This window comes from Kitasatospora sp. NPDC032757, from assembly GCF_055579305.1.
On the sequence record NZ_JBVINN010000036.1, the window covers coordinates 62,392 to 82,258 of the forward strand.

The window sequence follows — 19,867 nt, forward strand, 5'->3', positions numbered from 1 at the left end:
CCCCAGTATCCGTGATCGGGGGTCGTCCGCGGGCATCTGCCCCGGCGTCGGCCGGTGGATCAGTCCATCGGCCCGGAGGCGGTCGCCTCCTCGCGCTGCCGGGGCTGCACCGTGCGAGCTCCGCGCTCCCGGTGCTCTCCCCCGGCCTGGCGGGTGGGAGGTGCCCCCACCCGCAGGCGCTGGCTGATCACCTGGGAGATGCCGTCGCCCTTCATGGTCACGCCGTAGAGGGCGTCGGCCGACTCCATGGTCAGCTTCTGGTGGGTGATCACGATCAGCTGGGAGCTCTCGCGCAGCTCCTCCATGATCCGGATCAGCCGGCGCAGGTTGGTCTCGTCCAGCGCCGCCTCCACCTCGTCCATCACGTAGAACGGGCTGGGCCGGGCCTTGAAGATCGCCACCAGCAGCGCCACCGCGGTCAGCGAGCGCTCTCCGCCGGAGAGCAGCGAGAGCCGCTTGACCTTCTTGCCCGGCGGGCGGGCCTCCACCTCGACGCCGGTGGTCAGCATGTTGTCCGGGTCGGTCAGCACCAGCCGCCCCTCCCCGCCGGGGAAGAGCCGCGAGAAGACGCCCTCGAACTGGGCGGCGGTGTCGTGGTACGCCGAGGTGAACAGCTGCTCGACCCGCTCGTCCACGTCCTTGACGATGTCGAGCAGGTCGCGCCGGCTCCGCTTGAGGTCGTCCAGCTGCTCCCCGAGGAACTTGTGCCGCTCCTCCAGCGCCGCGAACTCCTCCAGCGCCAGCGGGTTCACCTTGCCGAGCTGCTGGTACGCCTTCTCGGCGGCCCGCAGCCGTCGCTCCTGCTCGGCCCGGTCGTACGGGCGCGGCTCCCCGGGCTCCCCGCCGTCCTCGGGGGTGGGCGGCGGGACGAGCTGGTCCGGCCCGTACGCGGCGAGCAGTTCGCCGCCCTCGATGCCGAACTCCTCCAGCGCCCGGGCCTCCAACTGCTCGATCCGCAGCCGCTTCTCGGCCCGCAGCACCTCGTCCCGGTGCCCGGCGTCGACCAGCTTGTCCAGCTCGGCCTTGAGTTCGCGGCCGTGCTCGCGGTGCTCCCTGAGCTCCGCCTCACGGTCGGCGCGCGCCTGCTCGACGGCGGCCCGCCCGGCGTCCGCGCGGGCCAGCGACACCTCCAGGCAGGCCAGCAGCTGCCGGGCGCCCGCCGCGACGGCGTTCGCCACCGTGGCATCGTGCTCGGCGCGCCGGCGGCGCTCGGCGGCCCGGGCGCGCGCCTCGCGCTCGGCGCGGGCGGCCCGGTCCATCTGGTCGGCGCGGCCGTTCAGGGCGCGCACCCGCTCCTCGTGGGTGCGCACGGCGAGCCGCGCCTCCAGCTCGGTCTGCCGGGCTGCGGTGGCGGCCTGGGCCAGCCGTTGCTGCTCGGCGGCGTCCGGCTCGTCCTCCCCCGCGTCCGCCGACTCCTCGGCCGCGGCGAGCCGTTCGGCCAGCTCCTCGGCCGCGGCGAGCAGCTGGGCGAGCCCCTCCTCGGCCCGGCCGGCGGCGGTGGAGAGCCGCTCGGCCTCGCCGGCCGCGGCCCGGGACTGCCCGCCGAGCCGGCCGAGCGCGCCGGCCACCTCGGCCCGTTCCTTCGCGGCCTGCCGCCGGTGGGCGGCCAGTTGCTCCAGCCCGGCGGCCGACTCCCGGCGCAGCCCGGCGAGTTCGGCCAGGCGTCCGGCCGACTCCGCACAGCGGACGGCCTGCCGCTCGATCGCCCGGGCGGTCTCGTCCACCGCGGCCTGGGTCTCCAACAGGCTGGGCGCGCCGCCCGAGCCGCCGTGCGCGAAGGCCGCGCCGAGCCGGTCTCCCTCGACGGTGACGGCGGCCAGGCCCCGGTCCGCAGCGACCAGCGCCACCGCCTCGTCGAGCGAGCCGACCACCACGACGCCGGCCAGCAGGGCCCGCACGGCCGGCAGCAACTCGGCGGGCCCGTCGACCAGTTCGGCGGCCCAGCGGGCGCCGGCCGGCAACTCCCCCGCGACGCGGGCAGGTTCGGGGGCGCCGGCGATCAGCAGCGCGGCCCGGCCGGCGTCCTCCTTGCGCAGCAGCCGCAGTGCCTCGGCCGCGGTCCCCGGCGAGTCGACCGCCACCGCGTCCGCCACCGCGCCGAACGCCGCCGCGACGGCGGCCTCGTGGCCGGGGGCGACCCTCAGCAGTGCGGCCGCCGGGCCGATCAGCCCGGCCAGCCGGTCGCCGGCCGCCAGCAGCGCGCCGCTGCCGTCCTTGCGGCGCAGCCCGAGCGCCAGCGCCTCGTGCCGCGCCGTCAGCCCGGCCCGTTCGCGCTCGGCGGCGCCGGCGGCCTCGCGGGCTGCGGCCAGGTCGCGTTCGACGGCGGCGAGCCGCTGGCGCGCGGCCTCGTGTTCGGCGTCGGCGCGTTCGTCGTCCCCGGCCAGGCCATCGACCTGCGCGCGCAGCTCCTCGTACTCCTGCCGGGCGGCCTCGGCGCGCAGCAGCGCCTCGTCCCGGGCCTCGGTGAGCCGGCCGATCTCGGCCTGCGCGGCGGCGGCCTTGGAGCGGGCCGCCGCGGCCTGCCCCTGGAGCCGGGCCAGGCCCTCCCGGCGGTCGGCGATGGCCCGGGCGGCGTCCTTCAGCCGCCGCTCCTCCGCGGCGAGCGCGCGTTCCAGCCCGCTCCTGGTCTCGACCGCCTCGGCCAGGGCGTACTGGGCCTCCTCCAGTGCCTCGGCCAGGGCGGCCTCCTCCTCCCGGACCCGCTCGGCCTCCCGTTCCAGCTCCTCGGGGTCCCGCCCGCGCCGTTCCTCGGACTGCCCGCCGGCGGCCGCGTGCCGGGCCCGGGCCTCGGCCAGTCCGACGGTGCCGCGGGTGCGTTCGGCCAGGGCGGAGAGCCGGTACCAGGTCTGCCGGGCCGTCTCCAGGCTGGGGCCGAGCTGCTGGACCTGCGCCTCCAGGACGGCCTCGCGCTGCAGCGCGCGGGCCAGCTCCTGCTCGACGGTGGAGCGGCGCAGTTTGAGCGCCAGCTCGTCGGCGACCTCGGCCTCGACGGCCCGGCGCAGGGTGAGCAGGTCGTCGGCGAGCAGGCGGAGCCGGGCGTCCCGCAGGTCGGCCTGGATGCCCGCGGCGCGGCGGGCGATCTTCGCCTGCCGGCCGAGCGGGCCGAGCTGGCGGCGGAGTTCGGCCACCAGGTCCTGGACGCGGTTGAGGTTGACCTGCATCGAGTCGAGCTTCCGCAGCGCCTTCTCCTTGCGCTTGCGGTGCTTGAGGACGCCGGCGGCCTCCTCGATGAAGGCGCGGCGGCCCATCGGGTCGGCGTGCAGGACGGAGTCGAGCTGCCCCTGGCCGACGATGACGTGCATCTCGCGGCCGATGCCGGAGTCGGAGAGCAGTTCCTGGATGTCGAGGAGCCGGCAGGTGTCGCCGTTGAGCGCGTACTCGCTGCCGCCGTTGCGGAACATCGTCCGGGTGATGGTCACCTCGGCGTACTCGATCGGCAGCGCGCCGTCGGAGTTGTCGATGGTGAGGCTGACCTCGGCGCGGCCGAGCGGGGCGCGCCCGCTGGTCCCGGCGAAGATGACGTCCTCCATCTTGCCGCCGCGCAGCGACTTGGCGCCCTGCTCCCCCATCACCCAGGAGAGCGCGTCGACGACGTTGGACTTGCCGGAGCCGTTGGGGCCGACGACGCAGGTGATGCCGGGCTCGAACCGCAGGGTGGTGGCGGAGGCGAAGGACTTGAACCCGCGCAGTGTCAGACTCTTCAGGTGCACGCGCCGGTCTCCTCATCGCTCGCCAGGGCCCCGGCTTGCGACTGTATCCGGCGGTGACCGGCGGATACGCCTCCGGACACGACGGCGCCTCCGGACACGACGAAGGGACGCCACTCAGGGCGTCCCTTGCAAGCTGCGTCCCTTTCGGGGCGGCTCAGTGCACAGCGGCGTCGATCTGCGAGGACCGGGCGGGACTCAGGTGAGAGCCGGCTCCCGCTGATCCAGATCGATGCTGTTGAGCAGCGAGTGCTCGTCAGCGACAGCGGTGAGAGCGTCGTTCTCAGCCTGCATCCGAAGGAGCTCGGACTCCAGGTCCTGGACGCGCTGCTGAAGCCGTCGCATCTCGGAGAGCATTCGCGGGTCGGGGCCGCCGACGTACCCGAGAAGCGCCTTTGCCATGATGAATGGTCCTCCACGCTGAGTGACCGAACCGGAACGGTACAGGTCTAGGGGGAAGGGGGACGCACGCGCGGCGCGCCACCGGCAGTGCTGGCTGGGCACCACGGCACAACCACCGTGAGCTGGGCCCACGGGGTATACGCCTACCGGATAAACGCGGTCGTGTGCGCGGGCTTCAAGCGTCTCACCAAAGACGGAAAGGGTCAACACGATCACCCCACGCTACCGCGCCCCTGTCACCTGCATGGCGGTGTGGTCACGCCAGGCGGTCTCGGGCCGGTCTCCACCAGGTGCTCGTGGATCATCGTTCGATGCGGAGTCAACCACGAGTCTGCCCCGATGGCAACCGTATGACACCGACAGTTGCCGATCGTTTCGCGTACGCCCCGCGCGGACGGGCCCACCACCCGCCCCGCCACCCGGTTCAGCGGATCTCGAAGCTCTCGTAGCCGGCGCCGACGGCCGTCCAGATCTCGGTCACACCGGATACCCCGCCGGGCGTGTCGGGGCCGCGCAGCAGGGCGAGCAGTTCCTCGCAGTCGGCGGCGAGACCCTCGGCCACCACCTGGACCCGGCCGTCGCCGAGGTTGCTCGCGTAGCCGGTCAGGCCGATCTCCAACGCGCGCGCCCTGGTCCACCAGCGGAAGCCGACCTGCTGGACCTTGCCCCGCACCCAGGCGGTCACCCGGACCGGTTCATCGCTGTGCGCGTCACGACCGTGCATGCCCCCGACCCTATCCGGAGCGGCATCACCACGCGTCACGGCGCAGCGGGGCCCTCCATCGTCCAGCCCGGGCTGTGGATCTCCACCTGGAGGTCCCCGCGCCGCCCCTCCTCCCCGCAGGTGCGGCAGACCCAGGCCGGGTCGTACGGGTGCGGCTCGTGCCCCTGGGGCGTGTGCCCGAAGCTGACCGGCGGCTCGGGCAGCAGCCAGCGGTCGCCCCAGCCGAGCAGCGCCTGGGTGAGGGGCGCGAGGTCACGGCCGGCCTCGGTGAGGTGGTACTCGTACCGCGGCGGCCGCTCGCTGTAGGCGCGGCGCTCGACGACGCCCGCCTCCTCCAGGGCGCGCAGCCGTGCGGTGAGCCGGTCGCGCGGCGCGCCGGTGTTCCGGGCGATCCGGTCGAAGCGGTGGTTGCCGTAGAACAGCTCGCGGACGGCGAGCAGCGCCCACTTCTCGCCGACCACGTGCAGCGTGGCGGCGATCGAGCAGGGCCGGCCGGGGAGGGAGGGCGGGGCCGAAGGCGTGTGGGAGGTCACAGAGCCAGCCTGCCACACAGGGTTGCGTTCTCAAACCCATCAGCCCCCGCTCCCCCGGACGGCTCCGGACAGCACCGCGGCCCCGCCGGTGGGTGGCGGGGCCGTGGTGTCGTTCGACCGCGTCGGGCGGGGTCGGCAGCGTCAGCGAGTCGGGAGCGTCAACGGCCCGGGAGCGTCAACCGCTCGGCAGCGTCAACGGCCCGGGAGCGTCAACCGCTCGGCAGCGTCAACGGGTCGGCAGCGTCAGCGGGTCGGGATCCTCTCCGGTGCGGGATGCCGCGCCGGCGTCAGAACCCTCCGCCGAAGTCGCCCCCTCCGCCGAAGTCACCTCCGCCACCGAAGTCGCCGCCGCTGTCGAAGCCGCCGCCGAAGTCACCGGAGTTGTAGTCGGCACCCGAGTAGTCGCCGCCGTCGTAGTCGGAGCCGTCGACCGGGGCGCCGTAGGCCGGGGTGCTCATCATCGAGCCGAGCATGGTGCCCACCAGCAGGCCCGGCAGCAGGCCGCCGCCGTAACCGCCGAAGTAGCCGCCCGCCCAGGGCCCGTAGGCCGGGCCGGCGTTCCAGTACGGCTGGGGGCCGTGCTCGGTCGGGACGGTCCTGATGTCCGGGTCCTGGCCGGTGGCCAGCCGGTCGGCGTCCGCCCGGCAGACCGGGACGGTGCGCGCGGCGCCGCCGGCCGGGGCCCAGTCGGCGTCCTGCACGGACGGGCCGTGGCGCGGGTCGAAGAAGCACGGCGGGCGGCGCTCAGGCAGCGGCAGCTTCTCCCGGCGGGCGGCCAGCGTGGCCAGCGCGAAGCGGCCGTCCTCCAGCGCCTCGGTAACCGGCTTGACGTCCTCCGGGCCCTTGGCCTCGTCCATGCTGCGCTTGGCCCGCTCGTAGGAGTCGAGGGCGTGCGCGTAGTCGGCGCGCTGGACGTCGTCGGCGTCGGCGGCGCCCGGGTTGAAGTCGAGCCGGTCGAGCTCCTCGCCGAACGCCGTGATGTCCTCGTCCACCACCCGGCGCAGCTGCGCCAGTTCGGCCCGCCGCTGCTCCTCCTTGCGCTTCTTCGCCCGGCGGAAGAGCAGGAAGACGCCGGTGCCGGCCAGTGCCAGCAGGGCCAACGGGACGACGATCGCGGCGGTCGACAGGCCCCCGCCGGAGCTGTTCACGCCGTGGCCCTTGACCTGCGGCGCGGCGGTGTCGACGAAGTCGTTCAGGGTGGCGTCGATGTCGCCGGGGTGCGAGCGGAAGGCCGCGCCCGCGATCCGTTCGGCGCTCGCGGTGGGCAGCGCCTCCCGGTCCGAGCGGGCCTGGAACTGGTCGCCGCGCCAGACGCCGTAGGTACCGGTGACGCCCACCTTGGTGCGCAGGTCGTTGAAGACGGTCTGGGCGCCGTACGGGTCGGCGGCCGGGACGACCGCGATGAAGACCGGCTTGTCCGCCTTGCGGATCTTCTCGGTCAGGGCGTCGGCCTGGCTCTGGCTGAACCGGCCCGTCATCGCCGGGTCGACGTACACCCGGCCCTGCTTGAGCGTCGCGGTGGCGTCGTCCAGCCCGCCGGCCGCGGACGCCGCCGGCGCCAGCAGGAGCAGCAGCCCGAGCAGCGCCGCCACCAGGGCCAGGGGCCCGCCGCCCCGGGAACGTCGTCGAGCAAGGGTTCTCATGTCACCGACGCTACCCCCACCGGCGTCCGGGCAGGGCATACCCTTCGCGTACGGGCCGGCGGGCGTACCCCCACCGTCCGCCGGGGGCGCTCCCCTCCTCGGGGATGATGTTTCCCCGGCCGCCCCCGAACCGTGCCGGCGGCGGGAACCCGGCCACCGGCCCGGACGTACGTTCCGGCAGGCGCAGCCCGGCGGCGGAGCGCTCCGACGCTGTCCCGCGACCGGGCATAGTGGTGGCCGTACCTCGGTCCCTTGACCTTCTCTTGACCACTTCTCTCGTCTCTCGACCACTTCTCTCGATCGGAGCACTGGGTGTTCATCGGCCTCGTCACCGCCGTGGCGGCCTCCGCCTGCTACGGCACCGGTTCGGTCCTGCAGGCCGTCGGATCACGGCGCTCCGCCCGGGAGGAGGCCGCCGCCGGGGGCGCCTCGGCCGGCACGACCGCACACGGCGGGCCCAGCCTCGCCTCCACCGCGAAGGCCGCCGTCACCTGGGAGTTCATCCTCGGCACGGTGCTCGACTTCATCGGCTTCGGGCTCGGCGCACTGGCCGCGCGGCTGCTGCCGCTGTTCCTCTCGCAGACCATCATCAGCGCCAACCTGGTGATCACCGCGGTGCTGAGCATCAAGCTGCTCGGAATCCGGCTGAAGCAGCTGGAGTGGGCGTCGATCGGCGTCCTCTGCTCGGCGCTGGTGCTGCTGGCCGTCTCGGCCGGTCCGGAGGGCGGCCACCACGCGGCGATGTCGTTCCACTGGTGGCTGCTGCTGATCACCACCGTGCTGCTGGTGGGCGGCAGCCTGCTGGTGCGGCGGATGGGCGCCAACGGCGCGATCGTCGCCGGTCTGCTCTCCGGCCTCGGTTTCGGCGCGCTCGGCGTCGGCGTGCGCATCCTCAACGGCGTCGACCCGTTCGAGCTCGGCAAGCTGCTCTCCGACCCGGCCCTGTACGCGATCCTGGTCGGCGGCCTCGGCGGAATGTACGTGCACACCGTCGCGCTTCAGATCGGCTCGGTGAACGGCGCGACCGCCGCCCTCGTGGTCGGTGAGACGGTGCTGCCCGGCGCGGTCGGCGTCATCTGGCTCGGCGACTCCTCCAAGGACGGTCTCGCCTGGCTGGGCGTCGCCGGCTTCCTGCTCGCCGTCGTCTCGGCAGTCGGTGTCGCCTACTTCGGCCAGGACACCCACGGCGCCGCCCCCGACGGCAGCGCCGCGGAACCCGAACTCTCCAAGCGGTAGGGCGGGATCAGCCCCCGCTGCGGGCGCGCGGGACGCGCTGGCAGCGGGGGCAGAAGTAGCTGGAGCGGTTCATCCAGGGGGCCCGGCGGATCGCGGTGCCGCAGCGGCGGCAGGGCTCGTGCTCGCGGCCGTAGGCGTCGAGGTCACGGGAGAAGTAGCCGCTCTCGCCGTTCACATTGACGTAGAGGCTGTCGAAGCTGGTGCCGCCGACGGCGAGGGCCGCGGTCATCACGTCCCGGGCGTTGGCCAGCAGGACGGCGGCCTGCGGGCGGGTGAGCGCGGCGGTCGGGCGGTCGTAGTGCAGCCTGGAGCGCCAGAGTGCCTCGTCCGCGTAGATGTTGCCGACCCCGCTGATCAGGGTCTGGTCGAGCAGCGCCCGCTTGACCGTGGTGCGCTTGGCGCGCAGCGCGGCCACGAAGGCGGCGTCGTCGAAGCGCGGGTCGAGCGGGTCGCGGGCGATGTGCGCGAGGGAGACGGGGGTGCCCTCGGGGTCGCCGTCCTCGGCCTCCTCGACGGCCAGCCCGCCGAAGGTCCGCTGGTCGACGAAGCGCAGTTCGCGCCCGCCGTCGGTGAACCGCAGACGGACGCGCAGGTGGGTCTCGTCGGGCACCGCCGGGTCCTGGACGAGGAGTTGGCCGCTCATCCCGAGGTGGCCGATCAACGAGAACCCTCCCCCGGCCTCCGGCGTCGCGCCGGGGCCGGTGAGCGGGACCCAGAGGTACTTGCCGCGGCGCTGCGCGGTGCCGAGCGTGGTGCTGGTGAGCCGGGCGGTGAAGTCGGCCGCGCCGGCGGGCTGGCGGCGTACCGCCCGCGGGTGCAGCACCTCGACACCGGCGACCGTCCGCCCGGCGACCCAGTTGGCCAGGCCTCGGCGGACGACCTCTACCTCGGGGAGTTCGGGCACGGGAACAAGCCTCCTGCGACGGGGATCTGCAGGAGGAAGGTTACTGCGCTCACGGGAGGGCCCGCCGCGGTGTCCGCGGCGGGCAGCGCCGGATCAGGCCCCGCTGGGGAGCCGGTCGGCGTACTTCTCCTTGATCGCCCGCCAGGCGCTCTCGGCGGCCTTCTGCTCGGCTTCCTTCTTCGAGCGGCCGACGCCGCTGCCGAAGTCCTCGCCGGCCACCCGGGCCGCGGCGGTGAAGGTCTTCTCGTGGTCCGGGCCGGACTCCTCGACCACGTACTCCGGCACTCCGATGCCCACCGAGGCGGTGAGCTCCTGGAGGCTGGTCTTCCAGTCCAGGCCGGCGCCCAGCTGCGAGGACTCCTCGATCAGCGGGTCGAACAGCCGGTGGACGAAATCGGTGGCCGCGTCGAGGCCCTGGTCCAGGTAGACGGCGCCGATCACGGCCTCGACGGTGTCGGCGAGGATCGACGACTTGTCGCGGCCGCCGGTACCCTCCTCGCCCTTGCCGAGGCGGATGAACGTGCCGAGCTCAAGGCCCCGGCCGACGTCGGCGAGCGCGCGCGAGTTGACCACCGCGGCGCGCAGCTTGGCGAGCGTGCCCTCCGGGACGTCCGGGTGGACGCGGTAGAGGGTGTCGGTCACCACCAGGCCCAGCACCGAGTCGCCGAGGAACTCCAGGCGCTCGTTGGTGGGCAGCCCGCCGTTCTCGTACGCGTACGAGCGGTGGGTCAGGGCACGCACCAGAAGGGCGCGCTCGAGTGTGTACCCGAGGCGCCCTTCCAGGACGTCGTATTCGGTCGAAGCCGGCCCGCCGGCCTTTCCGCCGCCCGAAGAAGCCTTCGGGGCAGTGGCCGCCTTGCGGGAGGAGTTACCGTCCGACATCGATCCGTACACCCTGCCGATCAGACCGAGAGGACCTGGCGACGGTTGTACGTGCCGCAGCTCGGGCACGCGATGTGGCCGAGCTTCGGCTCGTGGCAGCGGTCGCACGCCACGAGGGCCGGAACGACGGCCTTCCAGTTGGAACGGCGGTGGCGCGTGTTGCTGCGCGACATCTTCCGCTTCGGAACAGCCACGGCTACTTCTCCTGGTTCTCGGCGGCACCCTCACGGGTGTCGCTGTTCTTGATTCCGTCACCCTCGTCGCCGGGGGCGGCGGAGAGTCCCTGCAGAGCCGCCCACCGGGGGTCGACGGCGTCGTGGTGGTGCGCCGGGTCGTCGCTCAGGCGCGCTCCGCACTCGGAGCACAGGCCCAGGCAGTCTTCCTGGCACACCGGCTGCAGCGGCAGTGCGAGCACCACCGCGTCACGCAGCACCGGCTGGAGGTCGAAGAAGTCGCCCTCCAGACGGTAAGTCTCTTCTTCCGAGTCCTCGTCGAGGTCCTCGGCCCCGGCGGTCCGGGCGCGGTGGCGCTCGTCGGACTCCGGGTAGTAGTACAGCTCCTGGAAGTCGACGTCGATGTCGTCGTCGACGGGCTCCAGGCACCGCACGCACTCGCCCTCGACGTGGGCCTCGGCGGTGCCGGTCACCAGCACGCCCTCGACCACCGACTCCAGGCGGAGCTCCAGCCGGATCTCGCTCTTCTCCGGGACGCCGATCACATCGATGATCCCGAGGCCCTCGGGGGCCTCCAGGGTGCGGGACACCTTGCGCAGCGAGCCCGGGCGACGACCGAGCTCGTGCGTGTCGAACACGAGGGGGTCGCGGTGGTCGAGGCGGTTCAAGGTGTCCTGACTTCCTGAGAAAACTGATGCGCGGCGCTGCTCACCGGACGATGCGCGGGCAGACCGACGGCCCGACACGGAGAGGCCGGAGTGGTCAGACTACCGGAGTCTCCCGCCAGGCCCAACTTCGGTCCTTCCGGCCCGACCGGCCCGCCCCCTCACGAGCCGAAGGATGCACCGGCGCCGTGAGGGAGGAACGAGGAGGCGGGTGAGGAACTGCTCCTCACCGGCCGCCGAGCTCCCGCAGGCGGGTCATGTCGATCATGCTGGTGTCGAAGAAGCTGGTCTCGTCCAGGCCGGCCTGCTGCTGCGGCAGGACCGGCGGGTTGGCCGGCTGCTGCGGGTAGCCTCCCCCGGCTTCCGGCTGGGGGTTCCCCCAGGCGTCGTACTGCTGCGCCGCGTACCCCTGCTGCGGGTAGCCGTAGCCACCCTGCTCCTGCCCGGCCGGGTAGCCCTGCGGCGGCTGCTGGGGCGGCTGCTGCTGCCCGTAGCCGTACTGGGCGCCGTACGGGTCGGCCTGGCCGGCCGGGTCGTAGCCGCCGCCGTACACCTCGGCGTACTGCCCGCCGGGCTGCTGCGCGACCGCCGCGTACTGGTCCGTGCCGGGGGACTGCCAGCCGGCCGCGGCCGGGGTCTGCTCGGGCCAGGACTGCTGCTGCGGCACCTCCTCGCGGTACCACGGCACCTCCTCGCCGTCGGCGTCGACGGCGGCGGCGAAGCCCGCCGCGACGGCCTCGGCGCGGTCCTTGGCCTGCTGGGCCTGGTCCGCGGCGGCCAGGTAGGCGCCCAGCTCGTCGATCGGGGCCTTGCCGAGCAGCTTGTCGCGACCCTTGCCGACGGCCTCCAGGGTCGCGCTGAGCACGTTCTCCAGAGTGGCGAGCTTCACATCGACGTACTCGTCGACCTCGGGGCTCGGGGTGATCCGCGGCTGCGGCCGGAACTCCTCGCCGTCACTCTCGCCGTCGTACTCCGTCTCGAAGACACCGGAGTCACCGCGCAGCTTGGTCCGGCCGCGGCCGACCGCGCCGAGCGTCTTGGTGAGCACGACCTCGAAGTTGGCGAGCTTGCTGTCCACATAGTCGTCGGCCTCGGCGCGCTTGGTCTCGACCTCGGCGCGCGCCTCCGCGAGGATGCGGTCCGCCTCGGCCTGCGCCCGGCGGACCACCTCGGTGTCGGAGATCAGCGAGCCGCGCTCGGCGTGCGCGCCCTGGATGATCCGCTCGGCCTCGGCCTCGGCGTCGGCCACCACCTGCTCGTGGTCGGCCATCACCGACTGGGCGTGGGCCAGCTCGGCGGGCAGCGCCGACCTGAGGTCCTGGAGCAGGCCGACCAGCTCGGCCCGGTTCACCACGCAGGAGGCCGACATCGGCATCGAGCGGGCGTTCTCGACGGCCGCGACGATCTCGTCGACCTTGTTCTGCACGTCCACGGGGCTTCGTCTTTCCGTGTGCCGCCGACGGTCCGGCGGAGGCAGGCCCGGCGCGGTGGACCTCACCGCTGGGCAGGGAGTACAGACTGTACGGCCACTGCGGGGCGAGGTCACAACGCCCGGACCGGCCCGCCTGGCCACACCCGGGACAAGTCATGACGAACCGGCAGAAACGGACGCGTCCGGTCCGCGCCGGCTACTGCTGCGCCTTACGCTCCGCGATCCGCTCGACCAGCCTGCGGTGCACCGTCTCCGGCAGCAGGTGCGAGACGTCGCCCCCGTACGAGGCGACCTCCTTGACCAGCGTGGACGACAGGAAGCTGTACGTCGGAGAGGTCGGCAGGAAGAGCGTCTCGACGCCGGTCAGCCCGTGGTTCATCTGGGCCATCTGCAGCTCGTAGTCGAAGTCGCTGACGGCGCGCAGGCCCTTGACGATCGCCGGGATGTCGCGCTCCCGGCAGAAGTCCACCAGCAGCCCGAGGTGCGACTCGACCACGATGTTCCCGTACTTGGCGGTCGTCTCCTCGATCAGGGCGATCCGCTCGTCGATGGTGAACATGCCCTGCTTGTTCCGGTTGATCGCGACCGCGACATGCACCACGTCGTACAGCTTCGAGGCCCGCTCGATGATGTCGAGATGACCGTTGGTGATCGGGTCGAACGATCCGGGGCAGACGGCGCGGCGCATGGCGTGGATGCTCCCTCGTGGGGTGACGGTCCGGCGGGCCTCCTCGGCCCACTACGGGTTCTGGCGGGCCTCGGCGGCGGCGCGACCGTACCAGAGCGTGCCCTCGCCGTAGCGGCGGGACCGCAACTCCTCGAAGCCTTCGGGCCAGCCGAACGCGCCACCTCGGGTGCTGCGCTCCACGGTGACGAGTGCTTCGTCCGCGAGCCAGCCCCCGGCGACGAGTGTGATCAGCATCTCGCGCACCTCGTCGTCCGTGACGACGTACGGCGGGTCGAGGAAGACCAGGTCGTACGGAGCCTCCGGGGCCGGGCCGGCGATCACCTTCTCGGCACGGGCCGCCTGCACCACCGCGCCGGAAAGGCCGACCGTCCGCACGTTCTCCCGGATCACCCGGGCCGCCTGTCCGTCCGCCTCGACCAGCAGGACGTGCTCGGCGCCGCGCGACAGCGCCTCCAGGCCGACCGCGCCCGATCCGCCGAAGAGGTCCAGCATCCGGGCCCCGTGCAGGGTGCCGCGGAGCGCCTCCAGGGTGGAGAACATCGCCTCACGGGCCTTGTCGGAGGTCGGGCGGGTGCCCCGGCCGGGCGGTACGGCCAGCCGGCGGCCGCCGGCCGCCCCGGCGATGACGCGGGTCATGGTGGTGGGAGGTCCTTTCGTCGCTGCCCGACCACGCTATACGGCCGCGTCCCGCCCCGGCTCGAAGGGGCACGCTGGTGCCGGAACGGAAGAAGCGAGGAGGCCCCGAGGCGCGAGGGGCATCGGAGCGCCGGCCGTCGGCCCCGGGCCCGGGCCCGGGCGCCCGGAGGCGGGCGGGCGGGTCGCAGCCCCGCCGCACGGAGCAGCGGGGCTGCGACCCGGGGTCAGCTCGCGTCCGCCGCCGGGGCCTGGGCCGGGACCGCCGCGCCGAGCAGCGCCGGCGAGGCGTAGCGGGACCACGAGAGGCAGCCGTCGGGCGGGCAGAACTCGGGGCGGCGCGGGTCGTGCCCGAGCTCGCGCAACTTGGTACGGACGGAGTCGGGCGTACGGCCGAAGCGGGCGGCGATCCGGGCGACGGTCTCGCCGTCGTGGAACCGCCGGACCAGCTCCTCCTCGTGCTGCGGCACCCAGGGGGCGCCGTGGCCGGGGTACAGCTCGCGCAGCACGTCGCGGTCGGGGATGGGCTCGGAGACATCGGCGACGATCGCCAGCGCCCGGAGCGCGCGGTTGAGCGCGATCCGGAGCGAGGCGACGTCCTCGACCGGCAGGCGGAGCTTTCCGGAGGCGAGCGGCGACGCGGCCGCCCCCTCACGCCAGCCGGTCAGGGTGAGGGTGACCTCGCGGTCGTCGTCGCTGGCGAGTTCGATCCGGAAGACCTTGTCGCCCAGCGGGAGCTCGTTGAGATGACGGAATGCCATGGCAGGACCCCCAAGTGTCGTGCCAGGTACGCACCTTGGGGGTGCGCCCTGAACAACTACATTCTCTCGCGGGGGTCTGACAATCGGCCGGCGCCGGCCGCGGTCAGCCCTTCTCCATGTAGGCGGCGCGGTCCGCGTCGAGCAGGCTCTCCAGCGCGGTCCGCAGGTCCGCGTGGGCGGCCAGCTCCCGGTCCTCGGCGACCAGCCGGGTGGCCTCGGCCCGGGCGGTCACGATGACCTCCTCGTCCTCCAGCACCGAGAGCACCTTCAGCGAGGACTTCACCCCGGACTGCGCCTGGCCCAGCACATCGCCCTCACGGCGCTGTTCGAGGTCGATCCGGGACAGCTCGAAGCCGTCCAGCGTGCCGGCCACCGCGTCCAGCCGGGCCCGGGCGGGGCTGGCCGCCGGCATGTCGCTGACCAGCAGGCAGAGGCCGGGCGCGCTGCCTCGCCCGACCCGGCCGCGCAGCTGGTGCAGCTGGGAGACGCCGAAGCGGTCGGCGTCCATGATCACCATCGCGGTGGAGTTCGGGACGTTCACCCCGACCTCGATCACCGTCGTGGCCACCAGGACGTCCACCTCGCCGGCCGCGAACCGGCGCATCACCTCGTCCTTGGCGTCGGGCGCCAGCCGGCCGTGCAGGATCTCCACCCGCAGCCCGGCCAGCGGGCCCTTCACCAGCATCTCCGCGGTCTCCACCACGGAGAGCGGCGGCCGCCGTTCGTCGCTCGCGGCGCCCACGTCCTCCAGGTCGTCCTCGGCCGCGGAGGCCTGGCGCTTCTTCTTCGCCGCCTTCGGGTCGGCGGGCTCCTCGTCCCCGATCCGGGGGCAGACCACGTACGCCTGGTGGCCCTTGGCCACCTCCTCGCGGACCCTCTCCCAGGCCCGGGCCAGGAAGTTGGGCTTCTCCACGGCCGGGACGACATGGGTGGAGATCGGCGAGCGGCCGGCCGGCAGCTGGTCCAGTACGGACGTCTCCAAGTCCCCGAAGACGGTCATCGCGACGGTGCGCGGGATCGGCGTGGCCGTCATCACCAGCAGGTGCGGCGGCTGCTCGCCCTTGGCGCGCAGCGCGTCGCGCTGCTCGACCCCGAAGCGGTGCTGCTCGTCCACCACGACCAGGCCGAGGTCCTGGAACTGCACCTTGTCCTCGATCAGCGCGTGGGTGCCGATCGCGATGCCCGCGTCCCCGCAGGCCATGTCCAGCAGCGCCTGGCGCCGGGCCGGGACGCCCATCGAGCCGGTCAGCAGCACCACCCGGGTGCCGAGGTCGGAGCCGCCGAGCATGCCGCCCTCGGCCAGGTCCCCCATCATCTCGACGATCGAGCGGTGGTGCTGCTGGGCCAGCACCTCGGTGGGCGCCAGCAGCACGGCCTGGCCGCCCGCGTCCACCACGGCGAGCATGGCGCGCAGCGCGACCAGTGTCTTGCCCGAGCCGACCTCGCCCTGGAGCAGCCGGTGCATCGGGTGCTCGCTCGCCAGGTCGGCGGCGATCTCGGCGGAGACCTTCTCCTGGCCCTCGGTGAGGGTGAACGGGAGCCGGGCGTCGAAGGCGTCCAGCAGGCCGCCCTCGCGGGCCCGGCGCGGCTTGGCGGGCAGGGCGGAGTCGGCGGCCCGGCGCTGGGCGAGCGCGACCTGGAGGACGAACGCCTCGTCCCAGCGCAGCCGGCTCTGGGCGCGCTCGCGGTCGGCCTGGCTGCGCGGGCGGTGGATCAGCTCCAGTGCCTCGGGCAGCGGGATCAGGTCGTGCCGCTCGCGCAGCTCGGCCGGCAGCGGCTCGCCGACGTCGCCGAGGTGCTTGGTGAGGGCCGTCTCGATGCAGATGGACAGCTTCCAGCTGGGCATCTGGGCGCTGGCGCCGTAGACCGGGATGAGCCGGCCGGCGAACTGCCGGGCGGCGTCGGACCCTGCCTCCTCGTCGAGGAGCTGGTAGTCCGGCGAGACGAGCTGGCGGGTGCGGTTGAAGACCCCGACCTTGCCGGCGAACAGGCCCTGGGCGCCGGCCTTGAGCTCCTTCTGCCGCCAGCCCTGGTTGAAGAAGACCAGCGAGAGCCGGCTGCGGCCGTCGGTGACGACCACCTCCAGGCGGTCGCCCTTGCGGCCGCGGAACGGGATCAGGGTGACCTTCTCGATCCGGGCCAGCACGGTGACGTGCTCGTCGATCTCCAGCTCGTCCAGGCTGGTGAGCTGGCCGCGTTCGACGTAGCGGCGCGGATAGTGGTGCAGCAGGTCCCCGACCGTGCGCAGCTTGAGGCTGTCGGCGAGCACCTTGGCGGTCCGGTCGCCGACGAGCTTGGTCAGTGGTTCATCGAGAGCGCCCATCAGGCCCTTGTTTACACCACCGGACCGACAATCCGGGCACGGCCCAGCCGGGCTACTCCACGCCGATGAGCACCGGCGCGGATCCCTGCCCGCCGTGGAAGACCACCGCGTCGACCTCGGGCCGCCGGTGCCGGGCGTGCGCGACCAACTGGTCGGCGAGGCCCTGCGGGGCGCTCTGGCCGAGGATCAGGGTGACCAGTTCGCCGCCCGCGCCGAGCATCCGGTCCAGCACCATCGTCCCGACCTCGGCCGGTCCGGTGCCGATCACCACGACGTCCCCGTCGATCAGCCCGAGCACGTCCCCGGCCTGGCAGACCCCGGCCATCGTCCAGGACTCCCCCTCGGCGACGGCGAGTTCGGCGTACCGGGTGGCGCCGGCGGCGGAGGTCATGGCGACCACGTCCTCGTCGAAGCGCCGGCCGGCCTCGTGCACGGCGAGCGCGGCCAGGCCCTGCACCGGCGAACGGGTGGGCAGCACGGCGATCCGTACGCCCTCCTCGCGCAGCTGGTCGGCGGCGGCGCCGGCGGCGGCCCGCAGTTCGGGGTCGTTGAGCAGCAGCACGACCTCGCGGGCGCCGGCCCGGCGGACGGCGGCGGCCAGTTCGGCGCTGGCCGGCGGGCGGTCCGGGTCGGCGTGCAGGACGACGGCGCCGGCCTGCTCGCAGAGTTCGGCCAGGCCCGCGCCGGAGACCACCGACAGCACCGCGCGGGTGCGCTCCTCGCGCTCGCCCCGGTCGTCGGCGGTGCCGGAGCGGGCGGCGGCCTCGGCGAAGTGGGTGATCCGGATCTGGTGCGGCCGCCCGGCCTCGACCCCGGCCTCGACGGCGGCGCCCGCGTCGTCCACGTGCACGTGGACGTTCCAGAGGCCGTCGCCGCCGCCGACCACCAGCGAGTCGCCGAGCCCGGCGAGCCGCTCGCGCAGCGCCGGCAGCGCCGTGTCGGGGGCGTCCAGCAGGTAGATCACCTCGAAGGCGGGGTGGCCGGGGCCGGGCGGCCGGACGTGGCTCTCGCAGCTCTCCGCGATCCGGACGTCCCCGCGCAGCGCGACCGGGCCCATCGGCTGGTGCCCGGCGACGGCGTCGGCGAGGGCGCCGAGGACGGCGACCAGGCCGCGCCCGCCGGCGTCCACCACCCCGGCCTCGGCCAGGACGGGCAGCTGCTCGGGGGTGTGCCGCAGGGCGTCCCGGGCGGCCCGGTAGGCGGTGTCGGCGACCTGGGCGAGGCCGTCCCCGGCACCGACGGCCTCCCGGGCGGCGACCCGGGCGACGGTCAGCAGCGTCCCCTCGACCGGCTCGGCGACGGCCTGGTAGGCGGAGTCGGCGGCCCGCTGGAGGGCGGCCCGCAACTGGTCGGCGCCGCCGCCCTCGGCCAGCGTCTCGGCGGTGCCGCGCAGCCACTGGGCGAGGATCACCCCGGAGTTGCCGCGCGCGCCGATCAGCGCGCCGCGGGCCATCGCCCGGGCGGTCTCGGCGAGGCCGGGCGCCGGCCCGGCTTCCGGGTCGGTGAAGCGGCTCTCCACGGCGGCGGCGGCCGACTCGACGGTCAGGTACAGGTTGGTGCCGGTGTCGCCGTCCGGGACGGGGTAGACGTTGAGTGCGTCGATCTCCTCGCGGGCCTGGCCGAGCGCACGCAGGGCCAGCTGGCACCAGCTGCGCACGGCCGGGGCGTCGAGCGTGTGCAGCACCAGGTCTCCTCCGGATGGGACGCCGTGATGGCCTGGGGGGCAGCAACACCTTCAGGACAGCGGCGAGGGGTGATACCGGCAGATTATCGGTGGCCGGGGGCGGGTGCCGGGGGCAGCGGACGCAGCGATCACCTGCGCGGTCGTGGTAGTTTCGTTGAACGGAAGCAAGCGTTGTATGCTCTTCCGGTTGCCTGGAACAGTCCAGGCTCACCCCCTTGGTCCGGTCTGGTTCACGTGAGTGCTCCGGTGGGTCGGCGGGGTTTCGAACGTAAATGATCTGAAGTCTTGGAGTGACTCCTGTGGCTGCCAACTGCGACGTCTGCGGCAAGGGGCCGGGCTTCGGCAACAGCATCTCCCACTCTCACCGCCGTACCCCCCGTCGTTGGAACCCCAACATCCAGACGGTGCGCGCTGTGATTGGGCGGACGCCGAAGCGGCTCAACGTCTGCACCTCGTGCATCAAGGCCGGTAAGGTCTCGCGCTGACGCGCAGACCGGTACGCCGGTCCTCCAGTCAGCCGGTTCATCCTCGGATGGACCGGCTTTCTGTATTCCGGTGCCGTACCGACCTCGGTTGACGGGCGGGCCCTCGGGCCCGCCCGTCATCCGTTTCCGGAGCGGTTCCGGCGGCGGCGGTCTCAGCGCCAGCGCCAGGCGTGGTCGACCGGGCCGATGCCGGCGCCCAGCGCGAAGCCCGCGGCGATCGCGCCGGTGATGTACTCCTTGGCCGAGGCCACCGCCTCCGGCAGCGGCTCGCCCTTGGCCAGCCCGGCGGCGATCGCGCTGGCCAGCGTGCAGCCGGTGCCGTGGGTGTGCCGGTTGTCGTGGCGCGGCGCGCGGTACCAGTACTCCTCCCCCGCCCCGCCGTAGAGCAGGTCGGCGGCCTCCCCCTCCAGGTGCCCGCCCTTGACCAGCACCCAGCGCGGCCCGAGGTCGAGCAGTGCCTTGGCCGCGTCCAGCATCTGGCCCTCGTCCTCGACGGTGCGGCCGGTGATCTGCGTCACCTCGTGCAGGTTGGGTGTGGCGAGGGTGGCGACCGGCAGCAGCTTCTCCCGGACGGTGGCGACGGCCTCGGCGGCCAGCAGCGCGTCGCCGTGCTTGGAGACGCCGACCGGGTCGACCACCACCGGGGCGTCCACCCCGGCCAGGAGTTCGGAGACGGTCTCGACCAGCTCGGTCGAGGCGAGCATTCCGGTCTTCACGGCCTGGACGCCGATGTCGTCCACCACGCTGCGGAACTGGGCCCGGACGGCCTCGGCCGGCAGCTCCCAGTACCCCTGGACGCCGACCGAGTTCTGCGCGGTGACGGCGGTGATCACGCTCATGCCGTGGACGCCGAGGGCGAGCATCGCCTTCAGGTCGGCCTGGATGCCCGCGCCGCCGCCGGAGTCGGAGCCGGCCACCGTCAGAACGCGCGGAGGTGCCGTGCGAGCGGGCGCCACGCTGGGGGGTGCAGTCGAAACCATGAGGTCAACCTA

The 19,867-nt window shown here is 73.7% G+C and carries 18 protein-coding genes; 2 read left to right on the forward strand and 16 right to left on the reverse strand.

The features are described 5' to 3' along the window. Window positions 1-59 precede the first annotated feature (59 nt). From smc to ACZ5WK_RS30540, 5 genes are all read right to left on the reverse strand, one after another. Window positions 60-3,710, reverse strand: coding sequence for a chromosome segregation protein SMC (gene smc / locus ACZ5WK_RS30520; protein ID WP_465552125.1), 3,651 nt, complete (start codon window positions 3,708-3,710; stop codon window positions 60-62). A gap of 195 nt (window positions 3,711-3,905) precedes the next feature. After that, entirely contained in the window at window positions 3,906-4,109 is a 204-nt protein-coding gene (locus ACZ5WK_RS30525; RefSeq protein WP_030243474.1) for a hypothetical protein, read from the reverse strand. A gap of 424 nt (window positions 4,110-4,533) precedes the next feature. Continuing rightward, on the reverse strand, window positions 4,534-4,833 hold the full coding sequence (locus tag ACZ5WK_RS30530) for an acylphosphatase (protein ID WP_396325475.1): 300 nt from the start codon (window positions 4,831-4,833) through the stop codon (window positions 4,534-4,536). Between the two features lie 35 nt (window positions 4,834-4,868). Then, window positions 4,869-5,366 carry a winged helix-turn-helix transcriptional regulator gene (locus ACZ5WK_RS30535; RefSeq protein WP_465552128.1) on the reverse strand — a complete coding sequence of 166 codons (498 nt, stop codon included), beginning with the start codon at window positions 5,364-5,366 and terminating at the stop codon, window positions 4,869-4,871. Window positions 5,367-5,653: 287 nt separating this feature from the next. After that, a complete protein-coding gene (locus ACZ5WK_RS30540) occupies window positions 5,654-7,009 on the reverse strand; it encodes a hypothetical protein (RefSeq protein ID WP_465552130.1) in 1,356 nt (451 codons plus the stop codon). A 312-nt stretch (window positions 7,010-7,321) separates the two neighbouring features. Here ACZ5WK_RS30540 and ACZ5WK_RS30545 point away from each other — a divergent pair, with 312 nt between their 5' ends. After that, the gene (locus tag ACZ5WK_RS30545; RefSeq protein WP_465552132.1) at window positions 7,322-8,245 is read left to right on the forward strand and encodes a DMT family protein; all 924 of its coding nucleotides are present in this window, start codon (window positions 7,322-7,324) and stop codon (window positions 8,243-8,245) included. A gap of 7 nt (window positions 8,246-8,252) precedes the next feature. Here the strand turns inward: ACZ5WK_RS30545 and mutM are convergent, their stop codons facing one another. From mutM to ACZ5WK_RS30595, 10 genes are all read right to left on the reverse strand, one after another. Beyond that, window positions 8,253-9,149: a bifunctional DNA-formamidopyrimidine glycosylase/DNA-(apurinic or apyrimidinic site) lyase gene (gene mutM, locus ACZ5WK_RS30550; protein ID WP_465552134.1), complete on the reverse strand. Its 897-nt coding sequence runs from the start codon at window positions 9,147-9,149 to the stop codon at window positions 8,253-8,255. Window positions 9,150-9,242: 93 nt separating this feature from the next. Then, window positions 9,243-10,031 (reverse strand): ribonuclease III, encoded by a 789-nt coding sequence (rnc, locus tag ACZ5WK_RS30555; protein WP_465552136.1) that lies wholly within the window; start codon window positions 10,029-10,031, stop codon window positions 9,243-9,245. A 20-nt stretch (window positions 10,032-10,051) separates the two neighbouring features. After that, window positions 10,052-10,225 (reverse strand): 50S ribosomal protein L32, encoded by a 174-nt coding sequence (gene rpmF, locus ACZ5WK_RS30560; protein ID WP_030056747.1) that lies wholly within the window; start codon window positions 10,223-10,225, stop codon window positions 10,052-10,054. Window positions 10,226-10,227: 2 nt separating this feature from the next. Then, window positions 10,228-10,872, reverse strand: coding sequence for a YceD family protein (locus tag ACZ5WK_RS30565; RefSeq protein ID WP_465552138.1), 645 nt, complete (start codon window positions 10,870-10,872; stop codon window positions 10,228-10,230). Window positions 10,873-11,095: 223 nt separating this feature from the next. Beyond that, the gene (locus ACZ5WK_RS30570) at window positions 11,096-12,301 is read right to left on the reverse strand and encodes an ATP synthase F0 subunit B (RefSeq protein WP_465552140.1); all 1,206 of its coding nucleotides are present in this window, start codon (window positions 12,299-12,301) and stop codon (window positions 11,096-11,098) included. Between the two features lie 196 nt (window positions 12,302-12,497). Next, a complete protein-coding gene (coaD, locus tag ACZ5WK_RS30575; RefSeq protein ID WP_465552142.1) occupies window positions 12,498-12,989 on the reverse strand; it encodes a pantetheine-phosphate adenylyltransferase in 492 nt (163 codons plus the stop codon). Between the two features lie 51 nt (window positions 12,990-13,040). Further along, window positions 13,041-13,625: a 16S rRNA (guanine(966)-N(2))-methyltransferase RsmD gene (gene rsmD, locus ACZ5WK_RS30580; protein WP_465552144.1), complete on the reverse strand. Its 585-nt coding sequence runs from the start codon at window positions 13,623-13,625 to the stop codon at window positions 13,041-13,043. A gap of 224 nt (window positions 13,626-13,849) precedes the next feature. After that, complete coding sequence (locus ACZ5WK_RS30585; protein WP_396325463.1) at window positions 13,850-14,383, reverse strand: hypothetical protein; 534 nt, start codon at window positions 14,381-14,383, stop codon at window positions 13,850-13,852. A gap of 103 nt (window positions 14,384-14,486) precedes the next feature. Continuing rightward, on the reverse strand, window positions 14,487-16,706 hold the full coding sequence (gene recG / locus ACZ5WK_RS30590) for an ATP-dependent DNA helicase RecG (protein ID WP_465552146.1): 2,220 nt from the start codon (window positions 16,704-16,706) through the stop codon (window positions 14,487-14,489). Between the two features lie 52 nt (window positions 16,707-16,758). Next, window positions 16,759-18,390, reverse strand: a complete 1,632-nt coding sequence (locus tag ACZ5WK_RS30595) for a DAK2 domain-containing protein (protein WP_465552148.1) — start codon at window positions 18,388-18,390, stop codon at window positions 16,759-16,761. Between the two features lie 299 nt (window positions 18,391-18,689). On the opposite strand from ACZ5WK_RS30595, the gene rpmB reads away from it, so the two are divergent. Continuing rightward, window positions 18,690-18,875, forward strand: coding sequence for a 50S ribosomal protein L28 (gene rpmB, locus ACZ5WK_RS30600; protein ID WP_014138233.1), 186 nt, complete (start codon window positions 18,690-18,692; stop codon window positions 18,873-18,875). A gap of 152 nt (window positions 18,876-19,027) precedes the next feature. On the opposite strand, the gene thiD is transcribed toward rpmB, so the two are convergent. Then, window positions 19,028-19,855, reverse strand: a complete 828-nt coding sequence (thiD, locus tag ACZ5WK_RS30605) for a bifunctional hydroxymethylpyrimidine kinase/phosphomethylpyrimidine kinase (RefSeq protein WP_465552150.1) — start codon at window positions 19,853-19,855, stop codon at window positions 19,028-19,030. Window positions 19,856-19,867 lie beyond the last annotated feature (12 nt).

What these genes read in the sequence shown, in the direction of transcription:
- rnc (WP_465552136.1), bottom strand. Translation starts at nt 10,031, where the DNA reads ATGTCGGACGGTAACTCCTCCCGCAAGGCGGCCACTGCCCCGAAGGCT.
- thiD (WP_465552150.1), bottom strand. Translation starts at nt 19,855, where the DNA reads ATGGTTTCGACTGCACCCCCCAGCGTGGCGCCCGCTCGCACGGCACCT.
- ACZ5WK_RS30585 (WP_396325463.1), bottom strand. Translation starts at nt 14,383, where the DNA reads ATGGCATTCCGTCATCTCAACGAGCTCCCGCTGGGCGACAAGGTCTTC.
- recG (WP_465552146.1), bottom strand. Translation starts at nt 16,706, where the DNA reads ATGGGCGCTCTCGATGAACCACTGACCAAGCTCGTCGGCGACCGGACC.
- coaD (WP_465552142.1), bottom strand. Translation starts at nt 12,989, where the DNA reads ATGCGCCGCGCCGTCTGCCCCGGATCGTTCGACCCGATCACCAACGGT.
- ACZ5WK_RS30540 (WP_465552130.1), bottom strand. Translation starts at nt 7,009, where the DNA reads ATGAGAACCCTTGCTCGACGACGTTCCCGGGGCGGCGGGCCCCTGGCC.
- rsmD (WP_465552144.1), bottom strand. Translation starts at nt 13,625, where the DNA reads ATGACCCGCGTCATCGCCGGGGCGGCCGGCGGCCGCCGGCTGGCCGTA.
- ACZ5WK_RS30530 (WP_396325475.1), bottom strand. Translation starts at nt 4,833, where the DNA reads ATGCACGGTCGTGACGCGCACAGCGATGAACCGGTCCGGGTGACCGCC.
- ACZ5WK_RS30525 (WP_030243474.1), bottom strand. Translation starts at nt 4,109, where the DNA reads ATGGCAAAGGCGCTTCTCGGGTACGTCGGCGGCCCCGACCCGCGAATG.